This is a genomic window from Micromonospora purpureochromogenes (assembly GCF_900091515.1).
GTDB lineage: Bacteria > Actinomycetota > Actinomycetes > Mycobacteriales > Micromonosporaceae > Micromonospora > Micromonospora purpureochromogenes.
The window spans coordinates 1,229,823-1,251,395 of the sequence record NZ_LT607410.1 but is presented as its reverse complement, the minus strand read 5'-3'; the positions used below and the strand labels follow the sequence as shown (position 1 = coordinate 1,251,395).

The following is a 21,573-nucleotide window of genomic DNA, read 5'->3' as shown; positions in this document are numbered from 1 at the left end:
TCATGCTGCCCTATGGTCGCGCCGTCACGCATCGTGAGAACGGCCGGGCGGTGTCCGCCCCAAGGTGCCATTACCGCCGGTCAGCGGCAAGGTCTGCGCCACCGAACGGGCCGGTCGTGGCCGCTCAGCAGCAGCCGCCACCGCCGCAGCAGCCACCCGCCGGCGCGGGCGGAGCGCCGCCGACCGGTCCACCACCGCTCCGGCCGGTCACCGCGACGGTGGAGAGCAGCTTGACCGTGTCGGCGTGCCCCTGTGGGCAGGACGCCGGATCACCGGCCCGGGCCATCGGGCGGTTGACCTCGAAAGTGTCGCCGCAGGCGCGGCAGCGGAACTCGTACCGGGGCATGCTCCCAGCGTACGGCCGGGCCTGACGGTCGCACCCGGATGGGTGATACTCGACGGGTGGCGAGCGGCGAGGAACCATCGACGGTGCGACCCCTGCGACCGGCGACGCCGCCCGACGGGCCGCTCGCCAGCTCAGGCGCCGCGCCGGACCCGACCCCGGTCCCCCGCCCCCGCCGCCCCTTCCTCGACCCGTCGCCGGCCGAACCGTCAACCGCGACCACCGCCGGCAGCGCACCGACCACCGTGGAGTCGAACGACGGTGGGGCGGCGCAGGTCCGGCCGGGGACGCCCGGCAGGGCGAAGGCGGACGCCGGGACGACCGACGCGACGGAAGCCGGCCGGGAGAACGTCGACGTGGGCAAGGCCGACGCGGAGAAAGCGGGCGCGGAGAAAGCGGGGGCGGAGAAAGCGGGCGCGGAGAAGGCCGGCGGTGGGGCCGCCGACACGAGCAAGGCCGGCGCGGGCAGGACCGACGCGGAGACCGGCGACGGGAGCAGGGCCGGCGAGGAAGCCGGCGCCACGCCCACAGACGGGCTCGAGAAGGATTCGGCGAGAGCCGACGCCAAGGCCGGCGGCGAGCCGGGACGGCGGCGCCGGATGCCGTTCGCGCACGCCGTGCGGCTCCCCCCGCCCCGGCAGGCGGTCGTCGGCGCGGCCCGGGCCACCCGGGCCTGGTCCCTGCGCCCGAGCGGCCGGCTGACCCTGCCCGGGGTGTTCCTCGTCGCGCTGGTCGCCGCCACCGCGGTGGTGGGCGCCGTGGTGGTCCCGTCGGCCGCCCGCTCGCCGAAGCCGGTGGCCGTGGACGCGACCGAGGGCGCCGTCGTCGTACCCGCGCCGGGTGCGCTGCCCGGCGCGACCGCCGTGCCGGTGCTGCCCGGCGGGACGGCGCTGCCCGGGCTGCCGCCCGCGACCGCGCTGCCCGGCGGCGTACCGCCGACCGGGCCGGTCGCCCCGCCCGCCACCGGCCGCCCGGCGGACACCCTGGCCGCCTGGGCCCAGACCACCGGCGCGCGGGTCGGCATCTCGCCGGTGGCCATGCAGGCGTACGGCTACGCCGAGCTGGTGCTCGCCGAGACCAACCGCAGCTGCCAGCTGAGCTGGACCACGCTCGCCGCGATCGGGTACGTGGAGTCGCGGCACGGGCAGGCCAACGGCGCCAGCCTCCAGTCGACCGGCCGGGCCGAACCGGAGATCATCGGCGACCCGCTCGACGGGCAGGGCGGCCGGTCCCGGATCACCGACACCGACCGGGGACTCTTCGACCGGGACACCGTCTACGACCGGGCCATCGGGCCGATGCAGTTCATCCCGACCACCTGGCAGGAGATCGGCGTCGACGCCGACAACGACGGCCGCAAGGACCCGCACGATCTGGACGACGCGGCGCTCGCCGCCGCCCGGTACGTCTGCAAGGGCGGCCGGAACATGACCATCCCGGGCGACTGGTGGGGCGCCATCCTGTCCTACAACGATGTGCGCCGGTACGCCCAGGATGTCTTCGACAAGGCCAACCAGTACGGGGTGGCCAGCCGTACGTGACGTGATCATCCGCATACATTGCCGGACCAGACCCTTCCCCCCGGCAGCCGATGACGGCAAGCTAGACGGGTGATGGTGCGCGAGTGGGATCCCCGGACCGCGTCGTCCGACGAGGTCGCGTCCGTGCTGGACACGCTGAACGCGGTCCTGGCGGTGGATCTCCCGCAGGACCCGCCCTGGCGGGAGAGTTCCCTGCGGGAATACCTCTGCGAGGTGATGCCGGGTGAACGGCGGATCTCCTGGGTCGCCCAGGCGGAGCCCGGGCCGGACGGCCGACCCGGGCCGATCCTCGGCCACGTGCACGTGCTGCTGCTCGGCGACATCGGCGTGCTGGAGGTGCTGGTGCACCCCGACGTCCGGCGTACCGGGCTGGGTCGTGACCTGGTCCTGCTCGCCGCCCGCCGGGTCTACCAGGAGGGCTTCCAGTCGATCGGCGTCGAGGTGGTCGGTGACACGCCGGCCGTCGCCTTCTACGAGTCGCTCGGCTTCACCCGGGAGTACGTCGAGACCCGGAGCGTGCTGGACCTCGGCGCGGTGGACTGGCCGGCGCTGGCCGAGATGGCCACCGGCATCGGCGCCGGCTACCACCTGGAGTTCTGCCCGGGCGGCCCGCCGGACGACCTGATCGAGGCGTACGCGCGGGCCAAGGCCGAGGTGCGCGACGTCGACGACGGCGAGCTGCGCCCCAGCTCGTACGACCCGCAGCGGCTGCGGGACAGCCTGGACACGCTGCACCGGCGGGGCATGAAGCCGTACATCGTGCTGGCCCTGCACGAGTACAGCGGCGAGGTTGCCGGGCTGACCGAGGTGGTGGTGCCCGCGCAGCACCCCACCCGGGCCGACCAGTACGACACGATCGTGGTGCAGGATCACCGCGGCTACGGCATCGACCGGGCGATCAAGGCCCGGATGCTGCTGGAGCTGCGCTCCGCCGAGCCGACGCTGGCCGAGGTGCAGACCTGGAACGCCCAGGCCAACGAGGCGATGCTTAAGGTGAACGCCGAGCTGGGCTACCGCCCCGATCGGGAGTGGTGCGAATACAGCGTGGACGTCGCCGAGCTGGTGCACCGGATCGACGTCGCCCGCTGACCACGAGTTCACCACACCGCCCCCCACGGGGGATGGACGGCGGCCAGCAACGACACTTAACGTGCGTTAGTTCCCGTCCACCCATCGTGGAGGCTTTATGCGCCCGCGCCGCAGATACGCCGCGCTCGCAACCGCCGTCGCCGTCACCCTCCCGGTCATCGGCGTCGCACCCACCGCGGCCATCGCCGCGCCCACCGACCTGTTCATCTCCGAGTACGTCGAAGGCTCGTCGAACAACAAGGCGATCGAGCTGTTCAACGGCACCGGCTCCCCGGTCGACCTCACCGCCGGCGGCTACCAGCTCCAGCTCTACTTCAACGGCTCGACCACGCCGACGAACGTCGCGCTGAGCGGCACCGTCGCCGCCGGCGACGCCTTCGTCTTCGCCGCCTCCTCGGCCGCCCCGACGGTGCTCGCCCAGGCCGACCAGACCACCGGCGCGTCGCTGTTCAACGGGGACGACGCGATCGTGCTGCGCAAGGCCGGCGCGGTGCTCGACTCGATCGGCCAAGTCGGCGTCGACCCCGGTACCGAGTGGGGCAGCGGGCTGACCAGCACCGCCGACAACACGCTGCGGCGGCTGCCGTCGGTCTCCATCGGGGACACCGACCCGTCCGACGCGTTCGACCCGGCCGCCCAGTGGACGGGCCTGCCGACCGACACCTTCGACGGTCTCGGCGCACACGCCGTGGACGGGGGCGGCCCGGTCGACCAGCCCGCCACGCTGAACTGCGGCGGCGCGCTGACCCTGGAGGCCGGCGCGACCGCCACCCGCCAGGTCACCGCCAGCGACGCGGACGACACGGTCACCGATCTCGCCGTCACCTCCGTCAACCCCACCCCGGCCACCGGCTCGATCAGCCGGACGGCCCTCACGCCGGCCACCGCCGCCGGTGGGACCGCCACCGCCACGGTCACCGCGACCGGCCTGCCCGGCGGGGCGTACGCGGTGACGCTGACCGCCACCGACGCCGAGGGCGGCACCGCCACCTGCACGCTGACCGTCCAGGTCACCACCGTGCTCACGGTCGGCGAGGTGCAGGGCCCGACCCGGGACGACGAGAACCCGCGGACCGACCGCTCGCCGCTCGCCCCGGCCAGCGGCAACGGCACCAGCGCCCTGTACGACGTGCGCGGCGTGATCACGCAGAAGTCGCTCACCCGCACCTCGGCCGGCGCCGACCAGTACGGCTTCTACCTGCAGAGCCGTACCGGCGCCGAGGACGGCGACCCGCTCAGCTCGGACGGCATCTTCGTCTTCATGGGCTCGTTCACCACGCTGATCGGCGGCTACGCGCCGGCCGTCGGCGACGAGGTCGTGCTGCGCGCCCGGGTGTCGGAGTACTTCAACCAGACCCAGCTCTCCAGCGCCTCGCTGGTCCGCAAGCTCGCCTCCGGGCTCGACGTGGACACCGACGTCACGGTGGACGACGCGACCCCGCCGGCCGACGCCACCGCCGCCGACCGGTTCTGGGAGCGGCACGAGGGTGCCCGGCTCCGGGTCCGCGCCGGCAGCGGCGTGACCGGCCCCCGGGACGTGTTCGGCTCCACCGCCGACTCCGAGGTCTGGGTGGTCGACCGGGAGGACCCGCTGATGAAGCGGACCGACCTGTACGCCCGCCGGGTGTTCCGGGACGCGCACCCGCTGGACGACGTGCCGGGTCAGCTCTTCGACAACGGCAACGGGCAGCGGATCCTGCTCGGTGGCGGCGGCGTGAAGGCCACCGCCGGCGACTCGACCGCGCTGCTCCCGCCGGCCCGCACGTTCGACACGCTCGCCGCCGACGCGTACGGCGCGGTCTCCTACGGCTTCAGCAAGTTCAGCGTGCAGCCGGAGGCGCTCTCCCTGACCGCCGGTGTCGACCCGTCGGTGAACAACCCGCCGGCGCCGGCGGACCGGTCCCGCGAGGTCGCCGTGGCGACCTACAACGTGGAGAACCTGTACGACTACCGGGACGACCCGTTCGACGGCTGCGACTTCACCGGCAACGCGGGCTGCACCGGCGTCTCGCCGCCGTTCGACTACGTGCCGGCCGACGAGGCCGACTACCGGGAGCACCTGACCGAGCTCGCTGACCAGATCCGGACCGACCTGCACGCGCCGGACCTGATCCTGGTGCAGGAGGCCGAGGACCAGGACATCTGCACGGTTTCCGGCACCGAGCTGGCCTGCGGTGACAGCAACGACGCCGACGGCGCCCCGGACACCCTCCAGGACCTGGCGATGGCCGTCGCCGCCGCCGGTGGCCCGGCGTACGCCGCGGCGTACGACCGGACCGGCGCGGACGCGCGCGGCATCACCTCGGCGTTCCTCTACCGCACCGACCGGCTCTCGCTGGCCGCGGCGACCGCCACCGACCCGCTGCTGGGCGCCAGCCCGACGGTGGAGTACCGCGCGGCGGGCCTGGCGTCCAACGCGGACGTGCAGAACCCGAAGGCGCTCAACGCGGTGCTGCCGGCGGACACCGACACGTCGACCGGCAAGGACGGCAACAACGTCTTCACCCGCGCGCCGCAGCTGGGCAAGTTCGTGGTGAAGGCGGCCCCGGACGCGACCGAGCAGTTCACCCTGTACGCGCTGAGCAACCACTACTCGTCCGGCCCGGACAGCCGGGTCGGGCAGCGGACCGAGCAGGCCGCGTACGGGGCGGCGATCGTCAGCGCGATCGAGCAGTCCGACCCGGACGCCCGGGTGGTCTACGGCGGGGACCTGAACGTCTTCCCGCGTCCGGACGACCCGATCGCCACCGGTGCGAACCCGACCCCGTCGGACCAGCTCGCCCCGCTGTACGAGGCGGGCCTGCACAACCTCTGGGACGACCTGGTGGCCGACGTCCCGGTGGCGGCGTACTCGTACAGCTTCCAGGGCTCGGCGCAGACGCTCGACAACCTCTTCGTCAACGACGCGCTCCACGAGGACCTGGTGCAGGTGCGGGCGGCGCACATCAACGCCGACTGGCCGGCCGAGTTCACCGGGGACGGGTCGCGGGGCGCCAGCGACCACGACCCGCAGGTCGCGCGGTTCCGCGCCCAGCCGTCGCTGCGCGTCGACGACGCCTCGGTGGTCGAGGGCGACAAGGGCGACAGCACGCTGACGTTCACCGTGACCGTGTCGCGGCCGCTGTCGGTGCCGACGACGATCTGTGCCGCCACCGTCGGCCTGACCGCCACGGCCGGGTCGGACTTCGACCCGTACGTCGGCTGCAAGGTCCTGCCCGCCGGGCAGACCTCGCTGGCCTTCCCGGTGACCGTGCGCGGTGACCGGAAGGTCGAGGCGGACGAGAAGATCGCGTTCGCGGTCGCCGGCCCGCTCAACCTGCGGTTCGCCGACCCGCTGGCGGTGGGCACCATCACGAACGACGACTGACCGTTCGACGTACGGGCGACGGCCCGCCGGCCGGGTTCTCCCAGGTACGGCGGGCCGTCTCAGTACCGCTCCCGCATGTCCTTCGGCGGCGGCAGGTGGCGGTGCTGCGCCACTCGCACCTCCCACTGGCTGCGGCGCCGGCGGGCCTCCCGGTCGATCGGCAGCGGTGGAAGGTCTCCGGCGGCCGGGCCAGGCCGTAGATGTCGCCCCACCACTCCCCCGGCTCAGGGTCGAGGATGGTGTCCAGGTGCGAGGGGTATCGCCGTCCCGCGCCGTCGCGGGTGTCGTCCCAGTCCGCCATCGGCTGGATGACCCGCCCGTCAGGGTCGACCACGGCGAGGTAGAGGCCCGCCGCGCCGAGCAGCCGCTCCAGCACGGCGAGGCTGGGAGTCATCTCCCCCGTCTCCACCCGGCCCACCGTCGACGGGGCGACCCTCGCGAACCGGGCCATCTGCCGCTGCCCGAGGCCGGCGATGCGTCGCGCCTTGCGGACCAGCCCGGCGATCGGAAACTGGCCGACGGTCGGGCCGGTGGGCGGCGGGTCGAGCGCGGAAGCCATGCCGGCACCCTGCCCGCCGCCCTCCACCGCCGGCAAGCCCTGTGGACAGAGCTGTGGAAAACCCGTGCCGCTGTGATGGAGGCTGACGCGCTGGCCGGCGCCCGACTACCGACCACCCCGTTCGCACGCTTTGCTCTGCTGTCCCGACGGCGACACTGGAAGCGCTCCACCGTTGCGGGGGCGGCAGCAGAGCAAAGCGTGCGGGACAGGGGGGTGGCGGCAGCGCCGAGTGCAGGGGCGTGCACGGGCAGGGGCGCGCGCCACGGGCAGGGGCACCACAGGCAGGGGCGCCGGCTACGCCGCAGGCGAGGGGGCCGCCTACGCCACAGGCAGGGCCACCACCACTTACGCGACAGGCAGGGCCACCACCACTTACGCGACAGGCAGGGTCGGCGTCCGCGAAAGGACAGCGGCGGCGGCACCAGCGGGCGCCGCCGGCGGGGCTACCGGTTGGGCGGGTTCACCGTCGCGGGCTCTGCGCCCGCCGCCGGCTCAGTAGCGCTGGCGGAGCAGCTGGGCGGCCTCGACCGCCCAGTAGCTGAGAATGATCTGCGCGCCGGCCCGGCGGATCGAGGTGAGCGTCTCCAGGATCACCCGCTCCCGGTCGATCCAGCCGTTCGCGGCGGCCGCCTCGACCATCGCGTACTCGCCGGAGACCTGGTAGGCGGCGACCGGGACGTCCACCGCGGCCCGGACCGCCGCGACCACGTCGAGGTAGGGCAGCGCCGGCTTGACCATCACCATGTCGGCGCCCTCGGCGACGTCCAGCTCGACCTCGCGCAGCGACTCGCGCAGGTTGGCCGGGTCCTGCTGGTAGGTGCGGCGGTCGCCCTCCAGCGCCGACTCGATGGCGTCGCGGAACGGACCGTAGAAAGCCGAGGCGTACTTCACCGCGTACGCCAGCACCGCGACGTCCTGGTGACCCGCGGCGTCGAGGGCCCGGCGGACCACGCCGACCTGGCCGTCCATCATCCCGGACGGCCCGACCACGCCGACCCCGGCGGCGGCCTGGGCCACCGCCATCTCGGCGTACGCGGCCAGGGTGGCGTCGTTGTCGACGCCACCGTCCGGGGTGAGCAGCCCGCAGTGCCCGTGCGAGGTGAACTCGTCCAGGCAGAGGTCGCTCATCACCACGGTGGCGTCGCCCACCTCGGAGACCACGTCCCGGATGGCGACGTTGAGGATGCCGTTCGGGTCGATGCCGCCGGAGCCGGTCGCGTCCCGCGACGCCGGCACCCCGAAGAGCATGATCCCGCCCACCCCGGCCTGGACCGCCTCGACGGCGGCCTTGCGCAGCGAGTCCCGGGAGTGCTGGAGCACCCCCGGGAGCGACGCGACGGCCCGTGGTTCGGTCAGCCCCTCCTTGACGAACATCGGCACGACCAGCTCGGCCGGGTCGACGCGGGTCTCGGAGACCAGCCGCCGCACGGCCGCGTTACGGCGCAGCCGGCGGGGCCGGATCTCGGGGTACGGCACGGGAGCCTCCTGTCAGCGGAACCTCAGAGCGGTCGGCCCCTGCACCTTCGAGCCGCGGCGCTGCTTGGCCGGCATGGCGGCCAGCTTCTCGCGCAACTCGACGGCGTAGGCGGCGAGCGCCTCCACCAGGTCGGGCACCGAGGCGTGCGCAGGCTGCACGTCGACCCGCAGGCCGAACTCCGTCGCGGTCTCCGCCGTCTTGGGCCCGATCACTGCAACAACGGTACGCGCGTGCGGCTTCCCGGCGATACCGACCAGGTTCCGGACGGTGGAGGACGAGGTGAAGAGCACCGCGTCGAACCCGCCCGACTTGATCGCGTCCCGGATCTCGGCGGGCGGCGGGGCGGCCCGGACGGTCCGGTACGCGGTCACGTCGTCGACCTCCCAGCCGCGCTCGGTGAGCCCGGCGGCGAGCGTCTCGGTGGCGATGTCGGCGCGCGGCAGCAGCACCCGGCCCACCGGGTCGAGGATCTCGTCGTGCGGCGAGAACTCCGCCAGCAGCCCCTCGGAGGACTGCTCCCCGGACGGGACCAGCTCCGGCTGGATACCGAAGGCGCGCACCGCGTCGGCGGTCGCCTCGCCGATGCAGGCGATCTTGACGCCGCCGAAGTGGCGGGCGTCCAGGCCGTGCTCGGCGAACTTCTCCCAGACCGCCCGGACGGCGTTGACCGAGGTGAAGATGACCCAGGCGTACCGGCCGTCGACCAGGCCCTTGACCGCCCGCTCCATCTGGGCCGGGGTGCGCGGCGGCTCGACCGCGATGGTCGGCACCTCGCACGGGATGGCCCCGTACGCGCGCAGCCGGGCGCTCATCGCACCGGCCTGCTCCTTGGTGCGGGGCACCAGCACCTTCCAGCCGTACAGCGGGCGGTTCTCCCACCAGCTCAGCTTGTCGCGCTGGGCGACGCCCTCGCCGACGGTGAGCACGACCCGGCCGGTGAAGCCGAGCGCCGCCGCGACGAAGGAGTCCACGGTCGACGTGGTGGTGTACTGCGTCTCGCCGGTGCCGTCGCCGGTCACCCCGACGCCGGTGGTGCCGTCCACCCCGGCGGCCAGCAGGCCGTCCCGGACGGCGGCGAGGTCGCCCGCGTCGACCGCGAGGGCCAGCGAGCCCCGGCCGACGGCCGCGGCCAGCGCGTCGAAGTCCAGCGTGCTGACGTCCTCGACGTCGGCGGCGGTGCGCACGCCCGGCAGCGGAACACCGGCGTACGTGGCGACACCCTCGGCCTGGCCGACCCCCGGGACCACCTCGAAGTGGGCGGCGGTACGCGCCACCGCCTGCACCTCCTTGACCACCGAGTCGTGGCCGAACGGGTCACCGGCGACCAGGTGCACCGCGTTCAGCCCGGACCGGGCGGCGGAGATGAGCACCTTGGCCACGTCGCCCGGCACACCCTCGGCGGGCGTGAACTGGGCGTCGGACCTGGCCTGGGCGCGGACGGCGTCGAGCAGCGACTCGGGGACCCCCCGGTCGTACACCACCTGGTCGGCGTCGACCAGGGCGTCGTGCGCCCGGCGGGTCAGCAGGCCCGGGTCGCCGGGACCGGCCCCGACGAACGCGATCCGGCCTACGGGCTTACGGGTGCGGGTCATTCTGTGCTCCCAAATTGCTGGGTCCCCGGGCCGGTGTGTCCTTCTTGGCCGAGGATCGAGTCGGCGCCGAGTTCGAGGAGTTCGGCGGCGAGTGCCTTGCCGATCTCCGCCGCGTCGGCGGGCGTACCGGTGCGGGACAGCCGGAGGTCTCGGGTGCCGTCCGGGCTGATCACCGCCCCGCGCAGGTAGATCTCCTCACCGGCGTCGCCCTCGGCGAGTTCGGCGTAGGCGGCGACCGGAGCGGAGCATCCGGCCTCCAGGGTGGCCAGGAACGCCCGTTCCGCGGTGACCGCGGCCCGGGACGGTGCGTGGTCGAGCACCGCGAGCAGCTCGACCAGGTCGTGGTCGTCGGCCCGGCACTCCACCGCCAGCGCGCCCTGGGCGGGCGCGGGCAGCATCAACATCGGGTCGAGCGTTTCGGTGATCACGTCGGTCCGGCCCAGCCGGGCCAGGCCGGCCCGGGCCAGGACGACGGCGTCGAGGTCGGCCTCCGGGCCGAGCACCCGCCGCAGGCGGCTGTCCACGTTGCCCCGGATCGGGGTGACCTCCAGCTGCAACCCGAGGGCGTGCAGCTGGGCGATCCGGCGCAGCGCGCCGGTGCCGACCACGGCGCCCGGTGGCAGTTCGGCGAGGGTACGGCCGCCCGTGGCGACCAGCGCGTCGCGCGGGTCCTGCCGGGGCGGCACCGCCGCGATGTGCAGCCCGGCCGCCGCGGCGGTGGGCAGGTCCTTGTACGAGTGCACCGCGAGGTCGATGATGCCGGCGGTCAGCGCGTCGCGCAGGGCGGAGACGAAGACGCCGACGCCGAGCCGGTGCACCGGAGCCGCCGAGCGGTCACCGGCGGTGACCACCTCGACCAGCTCGACCTCGCGGCCGGTGGCCGCGGTCAGGGCCTCGGCGACCTGGCCCGACTGGGCCATCGCCAGGGCGCTGCCCCGGGTACCGAGGCGCAGGGGCGTGCTCATCGCTCACCTCCGGTGGGCGGGACGTCGACGACGTCGAAGGAGGGCCGGCCGTCGGCGTTCTCGACGACATCGGGAACGGTGTCGACCGGCGAGGTCTGCGGCACCTGGAGGTCGAACAGCTCCCGCAGCAGGGCGGCGTACTGGTCGCCGCCGGGCTCGGCGGCGAGCTGGCGGACCCGCACGGTGGGCTGGTGCAGCAGCCGCTGCACCACCCGGTGCACCGTCCGGGCGACCTCGGCGCGCTGGTCGTCGTCGAGGTCGGGGCGGCGCTGGGCGAGCCGGCGCAGCTCGGCGGTGACCACGTCGTCGGCGCGGCCCCGCAGCGCGGCCACGGTGGGCGCCACGTCGGCCCCGCGCAGCCAGCTCAGGAACGACTCCACCTCGCCCGCGACGATCCGGGCGACCTCGGCGGCGTCGGCGGCGGCCGGACCGTCGGCGAGCAGCCCGGCCATCCGGTCGATGTCGATCACCTCGACGCCGGGCAGCTCGGCCACCCCGGGCTCGACGTCGCGCGGCACGGCCAGGTCGAGCAGGACCAGCGGGCCTCGCTCGGCGTCGCGGCCGGCCAGCGCCCGGGTGACCCGGTCGAGGGTGAGGACCGGTTCGGTGGCCGCGGTGGCGGCCACTACGATGTCCACTGTGGAGAGGGCGTCGACGAGCTCGGCCATCGGCACGGCGTTCGCCCCGTACGACTCGGCCAGGCGTACCGCCCGGTCGGCCCCCCGGTTGGTGACGGTGAGCGGCCCGGCGCCCCGCCGGGACAGCGTCGCCACGCCCAGCGCGCCCATCGCGCCCGCGCCGACCACCATGGCGGGGCGGCCGGAGAGGTCGCCGTCGAGGTGACCGGCGGCCAGGTCCAGCGCGGCGGTGACCACGCTCTGCCCGGCGCGGTCGATGTTCGTCTCGGCGTGCGCCCGCTTGCCCACCCGCAGCGCCTGCTGCATCAGCTCGTGCAGCAGCCGCCCGGCCGAGTCGGCCCCGGTGGCCCAGTGGTACGCGTCGCGCAGCTGGCCGAGGATCTGCGCCTCGCCGACGACCATCGAGTCCAGGCCGGCGGCGACCCGGAAGACGTGGTCGACGGCGGCGGCGTCGTAGTGCACATAGAGGTGGTTCGCGAGCGCCGCCGGCGGGGCGCCGGCCTGCTCCGCGAGGACGGCGCAGATGTCGCCGAGGCCGCCGTGGAAACCGGACACGGCGGCGTAGACCTCCACCCGGTTGCAGGTGGAGACCAGCACCGCTTCGGCGACGTACGGCTGGGCGACCAGGCGGTCCAGCGTGCGGGTGAGGTCGGCGGGGGCGACCGCCAGCTGTTCCAGGGTGGCGACGGGGGCGGTGCGGTAGGACGCGCCGACGACGAGCAGTTTCACGTGCCGATCGCCTCCTGGGTGTCGGTGGCCGCGAGCCCGCCGGGCAGAGCGGTGAGGGCGGACCCGCCGGTGGCGGGGAGCGCGGTCAGCGACGCCTTGCGGTGCTCGTGGAAGGACAGGATCTGCAGCTCGATGGCGAGGTCGACCTTGCGCACGTCGACCCCCTCCGGCACCGAGAGTACGCACGGCGCGAAGTTCAGGATGCTCGTCACGCCGACCGCGACGAGCTGATCGGCGACCGGCTGGGCGGCCGAGGCCGGGGTGGCGATCACGCCGATCGAGATCAACTCCTCGGCGGCCACCCGGGCGAGGTCGTCGACGTGCTGCACGACCAGGCCGTTGATCACCTCGCCGACCCGGGCGCGATCGGCATCCAAGAGAGCGGCGATCCGGAAGCCCCGGCTGGCGAAGCCGTCGTAGCCGGCCAGAGCGTGACCGAGATTACCCACGCCGACCAGGGCGACGGCCCGGCACTGGGTGAGCCCGAGCACGTACTCGATCTGCTCGATCAGCAGCGCGAGGTCGTAGCCGACCCCCCGGGTGCCGTACGAGCCGAGGTGGGAGAGGTCCTTGCGAAGCTTGGCCGAGTTGACCCCGGCGGCGCTGGCCAGTCCCTCGCTGGAGACGGTCTCGTGACCGCTCTCGGCGAGGTTGTGCAGCGCGCGGAGGTACTCGGGGAGCCGCGCGACGGTCGCCTCCGGAAGATCCGGGAGCGCCGGTACGGCACCGGCGCGGCCGGGCGCGCCAGGGTGACGGTGCTGACTCATGAGACTCCGTGCGGTGCGATCCTCGGCCAGCTCCGGTGTCCGGCCATTTCGGGACCCCCGCTCGCGGCCGAGAGTGCCGGCCGTGCTAGCGGGGCGCGTCGGAACTACAGAGTAGGCGCTTGTGAAGACGTGCACAAATCGCGATCTTGCTGACTCGCGACGCCCCTCCACCAGGCCCTCCATTCCGCAAGATCGATCCGGCGGCCTTGGCCGGCGCCGCTCGGCGATTATTGCTCAATCCCGACTTCTCTGACCAATCACACAAGGCCGGGCGGGCGCGTGGCGTACCCCTCACCAGCGCCGGAGCCGGTCCCACCGGCGCGACCGACCGGCCCGGGGTGCGGCGCCGGCCGGCGGTAGGGCGAACCCGACCCCGAACGGGGCAGCCCGCCGGATGGGCATTCCGGGCCCGGCGTCCCTAGCCTCGGAGCATGACCACCGCCACCGCGGTCACGCCGGTACCGAGCGTGAGCCGCCAGCTGATGCGCGACACCGGGTACGTCCTGCTCGGCCTCCCCCTGGCCGTGTTCGGCCTGGTGGTGCTGACGGCCGGCCTCGCGCTCGGTGTTGGGCTGGCGGTGCTGGTGGTCGGCCTGCCGATCATGACCGGCACGCTCTACACCGCGCGCGGCCTGGCCGACGTGGAGCGGCTGCGGCTGCCCACGGTGCTCCGGATGCCCCGGATCCGCCCCCGCTACCTGACCCCGCCACCGGCGGCCGGCGCCTGGCGACGGATCTTCACCCCGATCCGGGACGGGCAGTCCTGGCTCGACCTGGCGCACGGCATCGCCCGGTCGGTGGTGGCGGTCGTCACGTTCGCCATCACCGTCGCCTGGTGGGTCGTCGCGCTCGCCGGCACCCTCTACCCCGCGTACGACTGGGCGCTGCCCTACGGCCCGGACGACCGCAGCCTGGCCGACCTGCTCGGTCTCGGCGACGGGCCGGTGGCCCGGATCGGCCTGAACACCGCGATCGGCCTGATCTTCCTGCTCACCCTGCCGATCGTGGTCCGCGGCTGCGCGCTGCTCCAGGCCGGCTTCGCGCGCGGCCTGCTCACCGGCGTGGCCGAGATGCGCGATCGGATCACCGTGCTGGAGGAGCAGAAGCGGGCGGCGGTGTCGGCCGAGGCGGCGGCCCTGCGCCGGCTGGAACGGGACATCCACGACGGCCCCCAGCAGCGACTGGTCCGGCTGGCGATGGACCTGAGCCGGGCCCGGCAGCAGCTCGCCACCGACCCGCAGGCCGCCGCCCGGACCCTGGACGAGGCGATCGCCCAGACCCGGGACACCCTGGCCGAGCTGCGGGCACTCTCCCGGGGCATCGCGCCGCCGGTGCTGGTCGACCGGGGCCTGCCCAGCGCGGTGGCCGCCCTGGCCGGCCGCAGCCTGGTGCCGGTCGACCTGACCGTCGACGACCGGCTGGGCAACCCGAAGGGCCGACTCGACCCGCTGGTGGAGAGCACCGCCTACTTCGTGGTCGCCGAGGCGCTGACCAACGTGGCCAAGCACAGCGGCGCGACCGGCTGTGCGGTGACCGTGCAGCGCCACGACGACCAGCTCGAGGTCACCGTCGGTGACGACGGGGCCGGTGGTGCGCACGTGGCGAAGGGGCACGGCCTCGCCGGCATCGCCGACCGGGTACGCGCCGCCGGCGGGGTGCTGCGGGTGGACAGCCCGGTCGGCGGGCCGACCATCGTGCGGGCCGTGCTGCCGCTGTGACCCCGGCACCCGCCCGGACGTGGTAGACACCCCGGCATGCGAGTACTGATCGCCGACGACGCCGTACTGCTCCGGGAGGGCCTGGTCCGGCTGCTCACCGAGCAGGGACACGAGGTGGTGGCCGCCGTCGGGGACGGTGAGGCGCTGGTGGAGGCGGTGGTGGCGCACCGGCCGGACGTCTCGATCGTGGATGTGCGGATGCCGCCGACGCACACCGACGAGGGGCTGCGCGCGGCCGTCCGGGCCCGCGAGCTGGTCCCCCGTACGCCGATCCTGGTGCTCTCCCAGTACGTCGAGGTGTCGTACGCCGACGACCTGCTGTCCACCGCGGGAGGGGGCGGCGGCGGGATCGGCTACCTGCTCAAGGAGCGGGTGGCCGCGATCGACGAGTTCCTCGACGCGCTGGCCCGGGTGGCCGCCGGCGGCACCGTGCTCGACCCGGAGGTGGTCGGCCAGCTGCTGGTCCGGCGCCGCCGGGACGACCCGCTGGGCGAGCTGACCCCGCGCGAGCGGGAGGTGCTGGCGCTGATGGCCGAGGGCCGCTCCAACGCCGCCATCGCGAAGTCCCTGGTGGTGACGGACGGCGCGGTGGAGAAGCACGTCCGCAACATCTTCACCAAGCTCCACCTGCCGCCGGACACCGACCACCACCGCCGGGTCCTGGCCGTGCTCGCCCACCTCCGCGCCTGACGCCACTGGCGGCGGGGGCCAGGGTCAGGGGAGACGGGTGGCCAGGGTCACCGCTTCGGTGAGGGTGTCGGCGGTGGGGTGGGGGGTGGCGCGCAGGGCGGCGGGGTCGGAGAGGCCGCCGGTGTAGAGGACGCAGCGGGCGCCGACGCTCTCGGCGGCGTGCGCGTCGTCGACCGAATCACCGATCAGCACCACCGACTCGCCGGCCAGCCCCAGCTCGGCCAGGTGCTTCTCCAGCCACTCCGCCTTGTGGCCGCCGCCCACCGTGGCGCGCAGCCCGTCCACCCGGGTGAAGTGCGGGGTCAGGCCGTAGGTGTGCACGGTCGGCACCAGCTCGTCGTGGAACCACATCGACAGCAGCGACTGACTGCCCGGCCAGGCGGCGATCGCCGCCCGCGCGTCGTCGGCCAGCGCGCAGCTGGTCAGCCCGGCCCGGTACGCGTCGTGGAAGATCCGGTCGAGCGCGCCGAACGCCTCCGCGTCGATGGCCCGGCCCAGGATCTCGGCGTAGTAGTCGACGATCGGCCGGCGGAACCGCACCCGATGCTCGTCCGCGCTCACCGACGGGCCGCCGGCGCTGGCGAAGGCCACGTTGGTGGCCTGCACCACCAGGCTGAGGTCGTCGAGCAGGGTGCCGTTCCAGTCCCACACCAGGTGGTCGCGCGCAGGGGTCATCGCAGCAGCCTAGAGGTCTCCTCAGAGCTGCGGCGTGGTCAGGTCGCGCAGCAGCCGATCCTCCTCGACCCGCCAGTAGCCGTGCTCCTTGCCGTCGAGCAGCACCACCGGCAGCCGGTCCCCGTAGTCCCGCTCCAGCTCCACGTCGCCGGTGACGTCCTTCTCCACCCACTTGTCGCCGGTGACCGCCACCACCCGGTCCAGCGCGGCCTTGGCGTCCTCGCACAGGTGGCAGCCGGGCCGGGTGATCAGGGTGAGCCGGGCGTCACTGGACATCGGGGACCTCCGTGCGTCGGGGCCGGGGCGGCGTCGCCGGGGACGGCGCCGACCGCAGCTGGGTCTTGCGTACCTTCCCGATCACCGAGTACGGCAGTTCGTCGACGAACTCGACGGCGGTCGGGCACTTGAACCGGGCCAGGTTACGCGCGCAGTGGGCGAGCAGCTCCTCGCCGGTGACCGGACGCCCCGGCGCCGGCACCACGTACGCCCGCACAGTCTCACCCGTACGCGGGTGCGGCACACCCAGGACGGCCGAGCCGACCACCCCCGGGTGCGCCTCGAGCACCAGCTCGACCTCGCGCGGGTAGACGTTGAAGCCGTTGACCAGGATCAGCTCGCCCAACCGGTCGACCAGGAAGAGGTCCCCGTCGTCGTCGGCGTAGGCGACGTCGCCGGTGGCCCACCAGCCGTCCGCGTCCGGGCCGCCCCGGCCGTCCGGCCAGTAGCCGGCGAACAGGTTCGCCCCGCGGACCACGATCTGGCCGGGGTCGGTGCCGGGCGAGGAGTCGGCGAGCCACGGGTCGTCGTCGGGGTCGTCGTCCGGCTCGGCGACGCCGTCGCGCCACAGGTCGGTACCGTCGCCGCCGACCAGGCGCAGCTCGACGCCGGGCAGCGGCCGGCCGATCGAGCCGGGCTTCGGCTCGCGGCCGACCAGGGTGGTGGTGAGCACCGGCGCGGTCTCGGTCAGGCCGTACCCGACGTGCACCGGATGCCCGGTGACCTCGGTGAAGCGCGCCGCGGCGGCCGGGTCGAGCGGCGCCGCGCCGCAGACCGCGACCCGCACCGACGCCATCGCCGCGACGACCGCGTCGGCGTCCGCCGTGGACCAGGCCAGGAACATCGACGGTACGCCGACCAGCACGCTGACCCGGTGCCGGGCGATCTCGTCGAGCGCGCAGCCGGGGCCGAGCTCGTCGACCAGCACCCCGGTCGCGCCGTGGTGGATCACCGCCCCCAGCCCCGTGTTCAACCCGTACGCGTGGAACAGCGGCAGCGCGAGCAGCACGGTGTCCCCGGGCCCGACCACCGGCGGGGAGATCCGGCCCACCTGGTCCTGGTTGGCGGCCAGCGCCCGGTGCGGCAGCATCGCGCCCTTGGGCCGCCCCTCGGTACCGGAGGTGTAGAGCAGCACCGCCAGGCCGCCGCCGGGTCGCGCCGGGGGCTCCCCCGCCTCCTCGGGCAGGGTGGTGTACACGGCGGTGAGCGCCGGCAGCTCGAGACCGGCCACCCGGTCCCGGACGGCCTCGGTGCCGCAGAGCAGCGTCGCGCCGGAGTCGGCGAGCACGTGCCGCAGCTCGCGGGCGGTGAGGCCGGGGTTGACCGGCACCGCGACCAGCCCGGCGCGCAGCGTGGCGAGGTAGGCGACCACGAAGTCCGGCGTGTTCGGCAACGCGATCGCCACCCGCGCCGGCGGGTCGGCCGGCGCGGCCGGTACGGCGGCGGCCAGGGCCCGGGCCACGGCGCTCACCCGGACGTCCAGTTCGGACCAGGTCAGCCTCTGCTCGCGCCAGTGCAGCGCGGGTCGGTCGCCGTGGTCGGCGGCCGCCCGGCGGAGCCGGTCGGCGAGGTCGGGCGCGGAGCTGTCGGTGGCGTCCTGCACGGTCGCTGAGTCTGGCACAGCAGCCCCCGAGGGACCATGCTTGCGTCGGGGGGCACGCCGCCCTTCCGGCGACACGCCGACACGCCGAAGGCGATTCATTTCCGCTCCGACCTGGACGTTCCACTCGGGATCAAGGCGCGACGTGAAAGTCAACCGCACACGACGGACAACTGGTCCGCCATCTGTGCGACGAGGCGGGAAATACTTTGGCCCTGTGTAACGGACTTGCCACGCGCGGGTGACGTTGGCCCTATCATCACTCGGGTCGGCTCACCCCATTTGCCGTGAGTCGACACCCCTCAGCCCGAGGAGGCCCCCGTGCCTGTGAGCGCATTGGACCAGCACCTCAGGGGGATCTGCCGCACGTCGGCACACCCCTGTGCGACCCTGCCCGCCCGGGGCGGACCGGACGCCGCGGCGACCCGTCGCCGCACCGCCCGGTCGGCCGGCGCGCGGACCGGGGAGGCGCGGTGACCACCTTCGGCTACGCGGAGCGGCCCGCCGGCCTGACCGGCCCGACACCCCGGACGTCGCCCAACGAGCGGCTGGACCCGGGGCACGGCTCCGATCGGGTGCGCAACCGGCACAACGAGGCCCCGGCCCGACCCGCCGTACCCGGTGGGAACGCGAAACCGGCCGGTGGCCGGGTCGCGTCGCCGGCCCGCCCGACCATGCCGGCGCAGAGCCGGCGAGTCGGCGAGCCGCCCGCGGTGACCGACCCGTCCGGCGCCGAGACCGCCGTGCTGCCGGCCGTACCCGCCGCCGACACCGCCGTGCTGCCCGCCGTGTCGGCGACCACGAACCCGGCGACCGGGTTCCCCAGCCGGCCCGACCCGTCCGACCCGGCGACCGAGGTCTGGGCGCTGGTGGAGCGCGCGCAGGCCGGCGAGGCCGAGGCGTTCGGCCTGATCTACGACCGGTACGTCGACACTGTCTTCCGCTTCGTCTACTTCCGGGTCGGCAACCGCCAACTGGCCGAGGACCTCACCTCGGACACCTTCCTGCGGGCCCTGAAGCGGATCGGCAGCTTCACCTGGCAGGGCCGCGACCTGGGCGCCTGGCTGGTCACCATCGCCCGCAACCTGGTGGCGGACCACTTCAAGTCCGGCCGCTACCGCCTGGAGGTCACCACCGGCGACGTGCTCGACGCCGACCGGGAGGACCGGGGCCCGGAGGGCAGCCCTGAAGCGGCGGTGGTCGAGCACATCACCAACGTCGCGCTGCTCACCGCCGTCAAGCAGCTCAACCCGGAGCAGCAGGAGTGCATCGTGCTCCGTTTCCTCCAGGGCTTCTCAGTTGCCGAGACGGCCCGCGCGATGGGCAAGAACGAGGGCGCGATCAAGGCATTGCAATATCGCGCCGTCCGCGCCCTGGCCCGCCTGCTCCCGGACGGTTTTCAGCCCTGAGCCACTGCGACGACGATCACTCTTCGTGATTTCGGCAGCGGCCGGCCCGTAACCCGTGCCCGTCGCGGACCGTTTCTCCGGGTGCGACCGGTGGTTGCCCCGGCGCCCCCGGACCACCCGGTCCGGAGCAGCGCGGCCGGCCAACACCTCGTCCGTCGGCGTACGCCGCCGCCGGTCGCTGGGAACCACCGCGGCCGACCGGCCGTGACCAGCGAGAGGGGGTGCCTGCGGTGGACAGTGACCTCTTCTCCCGTCGTCGGGCCGCACGTTTCGCCCAGCTTCTCGACGAGGCGAACGGCGGCCGGCGTCACCATGTCCGGTCCCGTGCCGACGACCGGCTCACCGCCCTGGTGGCGGTCGGTCAGCGACTCGTCGCCGCGCGGCCGGAGGTCGAGGTCGACGCGGAGTTCCGCACCGGGCTCCGCGCCATGCTGGTGGCGACCGCGGAGCGGGAGGGCATGGGCGCGGCGACCGCGACCACACCCGCCCGGCCGACCGAGGCGGCTTCGCGTGGCTCGCTGCTGGGCGCGGTGACCGCCCGCCAGATCCGCGCCCGGGGCGCCATCCTGGTCGGCATCGCCGCCGGCGCCGTCGCCGTGTCGGGCATCTCCGCCGCCAGCGAGGACGCGGTCCCCGGCGACGCGCTGTACGGCATGAAGCGCTCCACCGAACGCGCCCAGCTCGCCCTGACCAGCTCCGACCTCAGCCGGGGCCAGCTCTTCCTCGACTTCGCCCGTACCCGGCTGGACGAGGCCGGCACGCTCCGCGGCGACCTGGCCGGGTTCAGCGCGGTGCTGGACGACATGGACGCCGACACCCGCCAAGGCGTGCGGCTGCTCACCACCACCGCCGCCCAGCGCTCCGACCCGGCCGGGCTGGACGTGGTGAACACCTTCGTGACCGGGCAGCGCAAGGCGGTCGGTGGCCTGCTCGACGGGGCCAGCCGCGCCGAGCGGGACCGGACCCGCCGCTCGCTGGCCATGCTGGACGCGATCCGCAAGCGCTCCGACGCGCTGCGCGCCGCCATCTCGTGCGGCCTGCCCGCGCCGGTCGGCAGCGACGCGCTCGGCCCGGCCCCGGCGACCTGCCCGAGCGACCGCTGAGCGGCAGAGCCGTTCACGCCACAGTTGCGCCTTCGGGCGGCCGCCCGTAACCGACCCCGGACTACGCTCAGGGGTGCAGCGGTCGTCGTACGGAGGGAGGTCGGATGGCCCGCACCCGCAAGGTCACGGTCAGCACCGACGTCCACGGGCACACCGCCGGCTGGGCCGAGGCCGAGCTCGACCGGCCCGTCCCCGCTGAGCCGGACCCCACCGCCGCGGCCTTCTTCGACGTGGACAACACGATGATGCAGGGCGCGTCGATCTACTGGTTCGCCCGCGGGCTGGCCGCCCGCAAGTACTTCACCACCGGCGACCTGGCCCGGTTCGCCTGGCAGCAGGCCCGGTTCCGGCTGCTGGCCACCGAGAACGCCGTCGACATGTCGCAGGCCAAGGAGGCCGCCCTGGCCTTCATCGAGGGCTGGCGGGTGGACGAGATCGAGCGCCTCGCCGAGGAGATCTTCGACGAGCTGATGGCCCCGCGCATCTGGGCCGGTACCCGCCGGCTCGCGCAGCGGCACCTCGACGCCGGCGAGCGGGTGTGGCTGGTCAGTGCCGCCCCGGTGGAGATCGGCCGGGTGATCGCCACCCGGCTCGGCCTGACCGGTGCGGTCGGCACGGTGGCCGAGGTGGTCGACGGCGCGTACACCGGGCGGCTGGTCGGCGACCTGATGCACGGGCCGGCCAAGGCGGAGGCGGTCGCCCAGCTCGCCGCAATAGAGGGGCTGGACCTGATTCGCTGCGCCGCCTACAGCGACTCCGCCAACGACCTGCCGATGCTCACCGCGGTCGGGCGGGCGGTCGCGATCAACCCGGACGGGACGCTGCTGCGGCAGGCCCGCGAGCGGGGCTGGGAGGTGCGGGACTTCCGCACCGGGCGGCGGGCGGCCAAGATCGCCGTACCGTCCACGGCCGCCGCCGGCCTGCTCGCCGGCGCGGTCAGCGCCGGCCTGGCCCTGCACCGCCGCCGCCGCACCCCCTAACCCCCCACCCCCACCACGAAGCGGCCACTCTTACCGAGAAAGCGTGGCTGTTCGG

18 protein-coding genes are annotated in these 21,573 nt (G+C 74.4%); 8 read left to right on the top strand and 10 right to left on the bottom strand.

What is annotated here, in order from left to right; genetic code table 11:
* Positions 1 to 124: 124 nt before the first annotated feature.
* On the bottom strand, positions 125 to 346 hold the full coding sequence (locus GA0074696_RS05830; RefSeq protein ID WP_088960151.1) for an FmdB family zinc ribbon protein: 222 nt from the start codon (positions 344 to 346) through the stop codon (positions 125 to 127).
* Between the two features lie 83 nt (positions 347 to 429).
* Between GA0074696_RS05830 and GA0074696_RS05825 the strand changes: the two genes are divergently transcribed.
* The 3 genes from GA0074696_RS05825 (at position 430) to GA0074696_RS05815 (ending at position 6,340) form a co-directional block, all read left to right on the top strand.
* On the top strand, positions 430 to 1,884 hold the full coding sequence (locus GA0074696_RS05825; RefSeq protein ID WP_407940551.1) for a lytic murein transglycosylase: 1,455 nt from the start codon (positions 430 to 432) through the stop codon (positions 1,882 to 1,884).
* Positions 1,885 to 1,956: 72 nt separating this feature from the next.
* On the top strand, positions 1,957 to 2,973 hold the full coding sequence (locus tag GA0074696_RS05820) for a GNAT family N-acetyltransferase (RefSeq protein ID WP_088960149.1): 1,017 nt from the start codon (positions 1,957 to 1,959) through the stop codon (positions 2,971 to 2,973).
* 97 nt (positions 2,974 to 3,070) lie between these two features.
* Positions 3,071 to 6,340 (top strand): lamin tail domain-containing protein, encoded by a 3,270-nt coding sequence (locus GA0074696_RS05815; RefSeq protein ID WP_088960148.1) that lies wholly within the window; start codon positions 3,071 to 3,073, stop codon positions 6,338 to 6,340.
* Here GA0074696_RS05815 and GA0074696_RS05810 read toward each other — a convergent pair.
* The 6 genes from GA0074696_RS05810 to GA0074696_RS05785 all read right to left on the bottom strand — a co-directional run bounded on the left by GA0074696_RS05810 (position 6,324) and on the right by GA0074696_RS05785 (position 13,067).
* Positions 6,324 to 6,899, bottom strand: a complete 576-nt coding sequence (locus tag GA0074696_RS05810) for a helix-turn-helix domain-containing protein (protein WP_231925274.1) — start codon at positions 6,897 to 6,899, stop codon at positions 6,324 to 6,326. The two genes, GA0074696_RS05815 and GA0074696_RS05810, sit on opposite strands and share 17 nt — an antisense overlap.
* 492 nt (positions 6,900 to 7,391) lie before the next feature.
* Entirely contained in the window at positions 7,392 to 8,375 is a 984-nt protein-coding gene (gene hemB / locus GA0074696_RS05805; protein WP_088960147.1) for a porphobilinogen synthase, read from the bottom strand.
* Positions 8,376 to 8,387: 12 nt separating this feature from the next.
* Positions 8,388 to 9,968 (bottom strand): bifunctional uroporphyrinogen-III C-methyltransferase/uroporphyrinogen-III synthase, encoded by a 1,581-nt coding sequence (locus GA0074696_RS05800; RefSeq protein WP_088960146.1) that lies wholly within the window; start codon positions 9,966 to 9,968, stop codon positions 8,388 to 8,390.
* Positions 9,965 to 10,933: a hydroxymethylbilane synthase gene (hemC, locus tag GA0074696_RS05795; protein WP_088960145.1), complete on the bottom strand. Its 969-nt coding sequence runs from the start codon at positions 10,931 to 10,933 to the stop codon at positions 9,965 to 9,967. The genes GA0074696_RS05800 and hemC overlap by 4 nt, the downstream gene beginning before the upstream one ends.
* Entirely contained in the window at positions 10,930 to 12,300 is a 1,371-nt protein-coding gene (locus GA0074696_RS05790) for a glutamyl-tRNA reductase (protein ID WP_088960144.1), read from the bottom strand. Before GA0074696_RS05790 ends, hemC begins: the two co-directional genes overlap by 4 nt.
* Complete coding sequence (locus GA0074696_RS05785) at positions 12,297 to 13,067, bottom strand: redox-sensing transcriptional repressor Rex (protein ID WP_088960143.1); 771 nt, start codon at positions 13,065 to 13,067, stop codon at positions 12,297 to 12,299. The genes GA0074696_RS05790 and GA0074696_RS05785 overlap by 4 nt, the downstream gene beginning before the upstream one ends.
* Positions 13,068 to 13,498: 431 nt before the next feature.
* Between GA0074696_RS05785 and GA0074696_RS05780 the strand changes: the two genes are divergently transcribed.
* Together GA0074696_RS05780 and GA0074696_RS05775 are read left to right on the top strand one after the other, a co-directional pair.
* Complete coding sequence (locus GA0074696_RS05780) at positions 13,499 to 14,785, top strand: sensor histidine kinase (protein WP_088960142.1); 1,287 nt, start codon at positions 13,499 to 13,501, stop codon at positions 14,783 to 14,785.
* A 36-nt stretch (positions 14,786 to 14,821) separates the two neighbouring features.
* Positions 14,822 to 15,475, top strand: coding sequence for a response regulator (locus tag GA0074696_RS05775; RefSeq protein ID WP_088960141.1), 654 nt, complete (start codon positions 14,822 to 14,824; stop codon positions 15,473 to 15,475).
* A gap of 24 nt (positions 15,476 to 15,499) precedes the next feature.
* Here the strand turns inward: GA0074696_RS05775 and GA0074696_RS05770 are convergent, their stop codons facing one another.
* From GA0074696_RS05770 to GA0074696_RS05760, 3 genes are read right to left on the bottom strand one after another with little or no spacing between them, the layout of a single operon-like run.
* Positions 15,500 to 16,150, bottom strand: coding sequence for an HAD family hydrolase (locus tag GA0074696_RS05770; RefSeq protein ID WP_088960140.1), 651 nt, complete (start codon positions 16,148 to 16,150; stop codon positions 15,500 to 15,502).
* Between the two features lie 21 nt (positions 16,151 to 16,171).
* Positions 16,172 to 16,426 (bottom strand): glutaredoxin family protein, encoded by a 255-nt coding sequence (locus tag GA0074696_RS05765; RefSeq protein ID WP_088960139.1) that lies wholly within the window; start codon positions 16,424 to 16,426, stop codon positions 16,172 to 16,174.
* Positions 16,416 to 18,128 (bottom strand): AMP-binding protein, encoded by a 1,713-nt coding sequence (locus GA0074696_RS05760; RefSeq protein ID WP_088960138.1) that lies wholly within the window; start codon positions 18,126 to 18,128, stop codon positions 16,416 to 16,418. Before GA0074696_RS05760 ends, GA0074696_RS05765 begins: the two co-directional genes overlap by 11 nt.
* Before the next feature lie 371 nt (positions 18,129 to 18,499).
* Here GA0074696_RS05760 and GA0074696_RS05755 point away from each other — a divergent pair, with 371 nt between their 5' ends.
* The 3 genes from GA0074696_RS05755 (at position 18,500) to GA0074696_RS05745 (ending at position 21,518) form a co-directional block, all read left to right on the top strand.
* Positions 18,500 to 19,435: an ECF subfamily RNA polymerase sigma factor, BldN family gene (locus tag GA0074696_RS05755; protein WP_088960137.1), complete on the top strand. Its 936-nt coding sequence runs from the start codon at positions 18,500 to 18,502 to the stop codon at positions 19,433 to 19,435.
* A gap of 230 nt (positions 19,436 to 19,665) precedes the next feature.
* Positions 19,666 to 20,538: a DUF5667 domain-containing protein gene (locus tag GA0074696_RS05750; protein ID WP_088960136.1), complete on the top strand. Its 873-nt coding sequence runs from the start codon at positions 19,666 to 19,668 to the stop codon at positions 20,536 to 20,538.
* Positions 20,539 to 20,642: 104 nt separating this feature from the next.
* Complete coding sequence (locus GA0074696_RS05745) at positions 20,643 to 21,518, top strand: HAD family hydrolase (RefSeq protein ID WP_088960135.1); 876 nt, start codon at positions 20,643 to 20,645, stop codon at positions 21,516 to 21,518.
* Positions 21,519 to 21,573 lie beyond the last annotated feature (55 nt).

Coding starts and splice junctions, on each gene's coding strand:
- GA0074696_RS05830 (WP_088960151.1), bottom strand. CDS start 346: ATGCCCCGGTACGAGTTCCGCTGCCGCGCCTGCGGCGACACTTTCGAG.
- GA0074696_RS05820 (WP_088960149.1), top strand. CDS start 1,957: ATGGTGCGCGAGTGGGATCCCCGGACCGCGTCGTCCGACGAGGTCGCG.
- GA0074696_RS05815 (WP_088960148.1), top strand. CDS start 3,071: ATGCGCCCGCGCCGCAGATACGCCGCGCTCGCAACCGCCGTCGCCGTC.
- GA0074696_RS05810 (WP_231925274.1), bottom strand. CDS start 6,899: ATGGCTTCCGCGCTCGACCCGCCGCCCACCGGCCCGACCGTCGGCCAG.
- GA0074696_RS05800 (WP_088960146.1), bottom strand. CDS start 9,968: ATGACCCGCACCCGTAAGCCCGTAGGCCGGATCGCGTTCGTCGGGGCC.
- hemC (WP_088960145.1), bottom strand. CDS start 10,933: ATGAGCACGCCCCTGCGCCTCGGTACCCGGGGCAGCGCCCTGGCGATG.
- GA0074696_RS05785 (WP_088960143.1), bottom strand. CDS start 13,067: ATGAGTCAGCACCGTCACCCTGGCGCGCCCGGCCGCGCCGGTGCCGTA.
- GA0074696_RS05780 (WP_088960142.1), top strand. CDS start 13,499: ATGACCACCGCCACCGCGGTCACGCCGGTACCGAGCGTGAGCCGCCAG.
- GA0074696_RS05775 (WP_088960141.1), top strand. CDS start 14,822: ATGCGAGTACTGATCGCCGACGACGCCGTACTGCTCCGGGAGGGCCTG.
- GA0074696_RS05770 (WP_088960140.1), bottom strand. CDS start 16,150: ATGACCCCTGCGCGCGACCACCTGGTGTGGGACTGGAACGGCACCCTG.
- GA0074696_RS05765 (WP_088960139.1), bottom strand. CDS start 16,426: ATGTCCAGTGACGCCCGGCTCACCCTGATCACCCGGCCCGGCTGCCAC.
- GA0074696_RS05760 (WP_088960138.1), bottom strand. CDS start 18,128: ATGAATCGCCTTCGGCGTGTCGGCGTGTCGCCGGAAGGGCGGCGTGCC.
- GA0074696_RS05745 (WP_088960135.1), top strand. CDS start 20,643: ATGGCCCGCACCCGCAAGGTCACGGTCAGCACCGACGTCCACGGGCAC.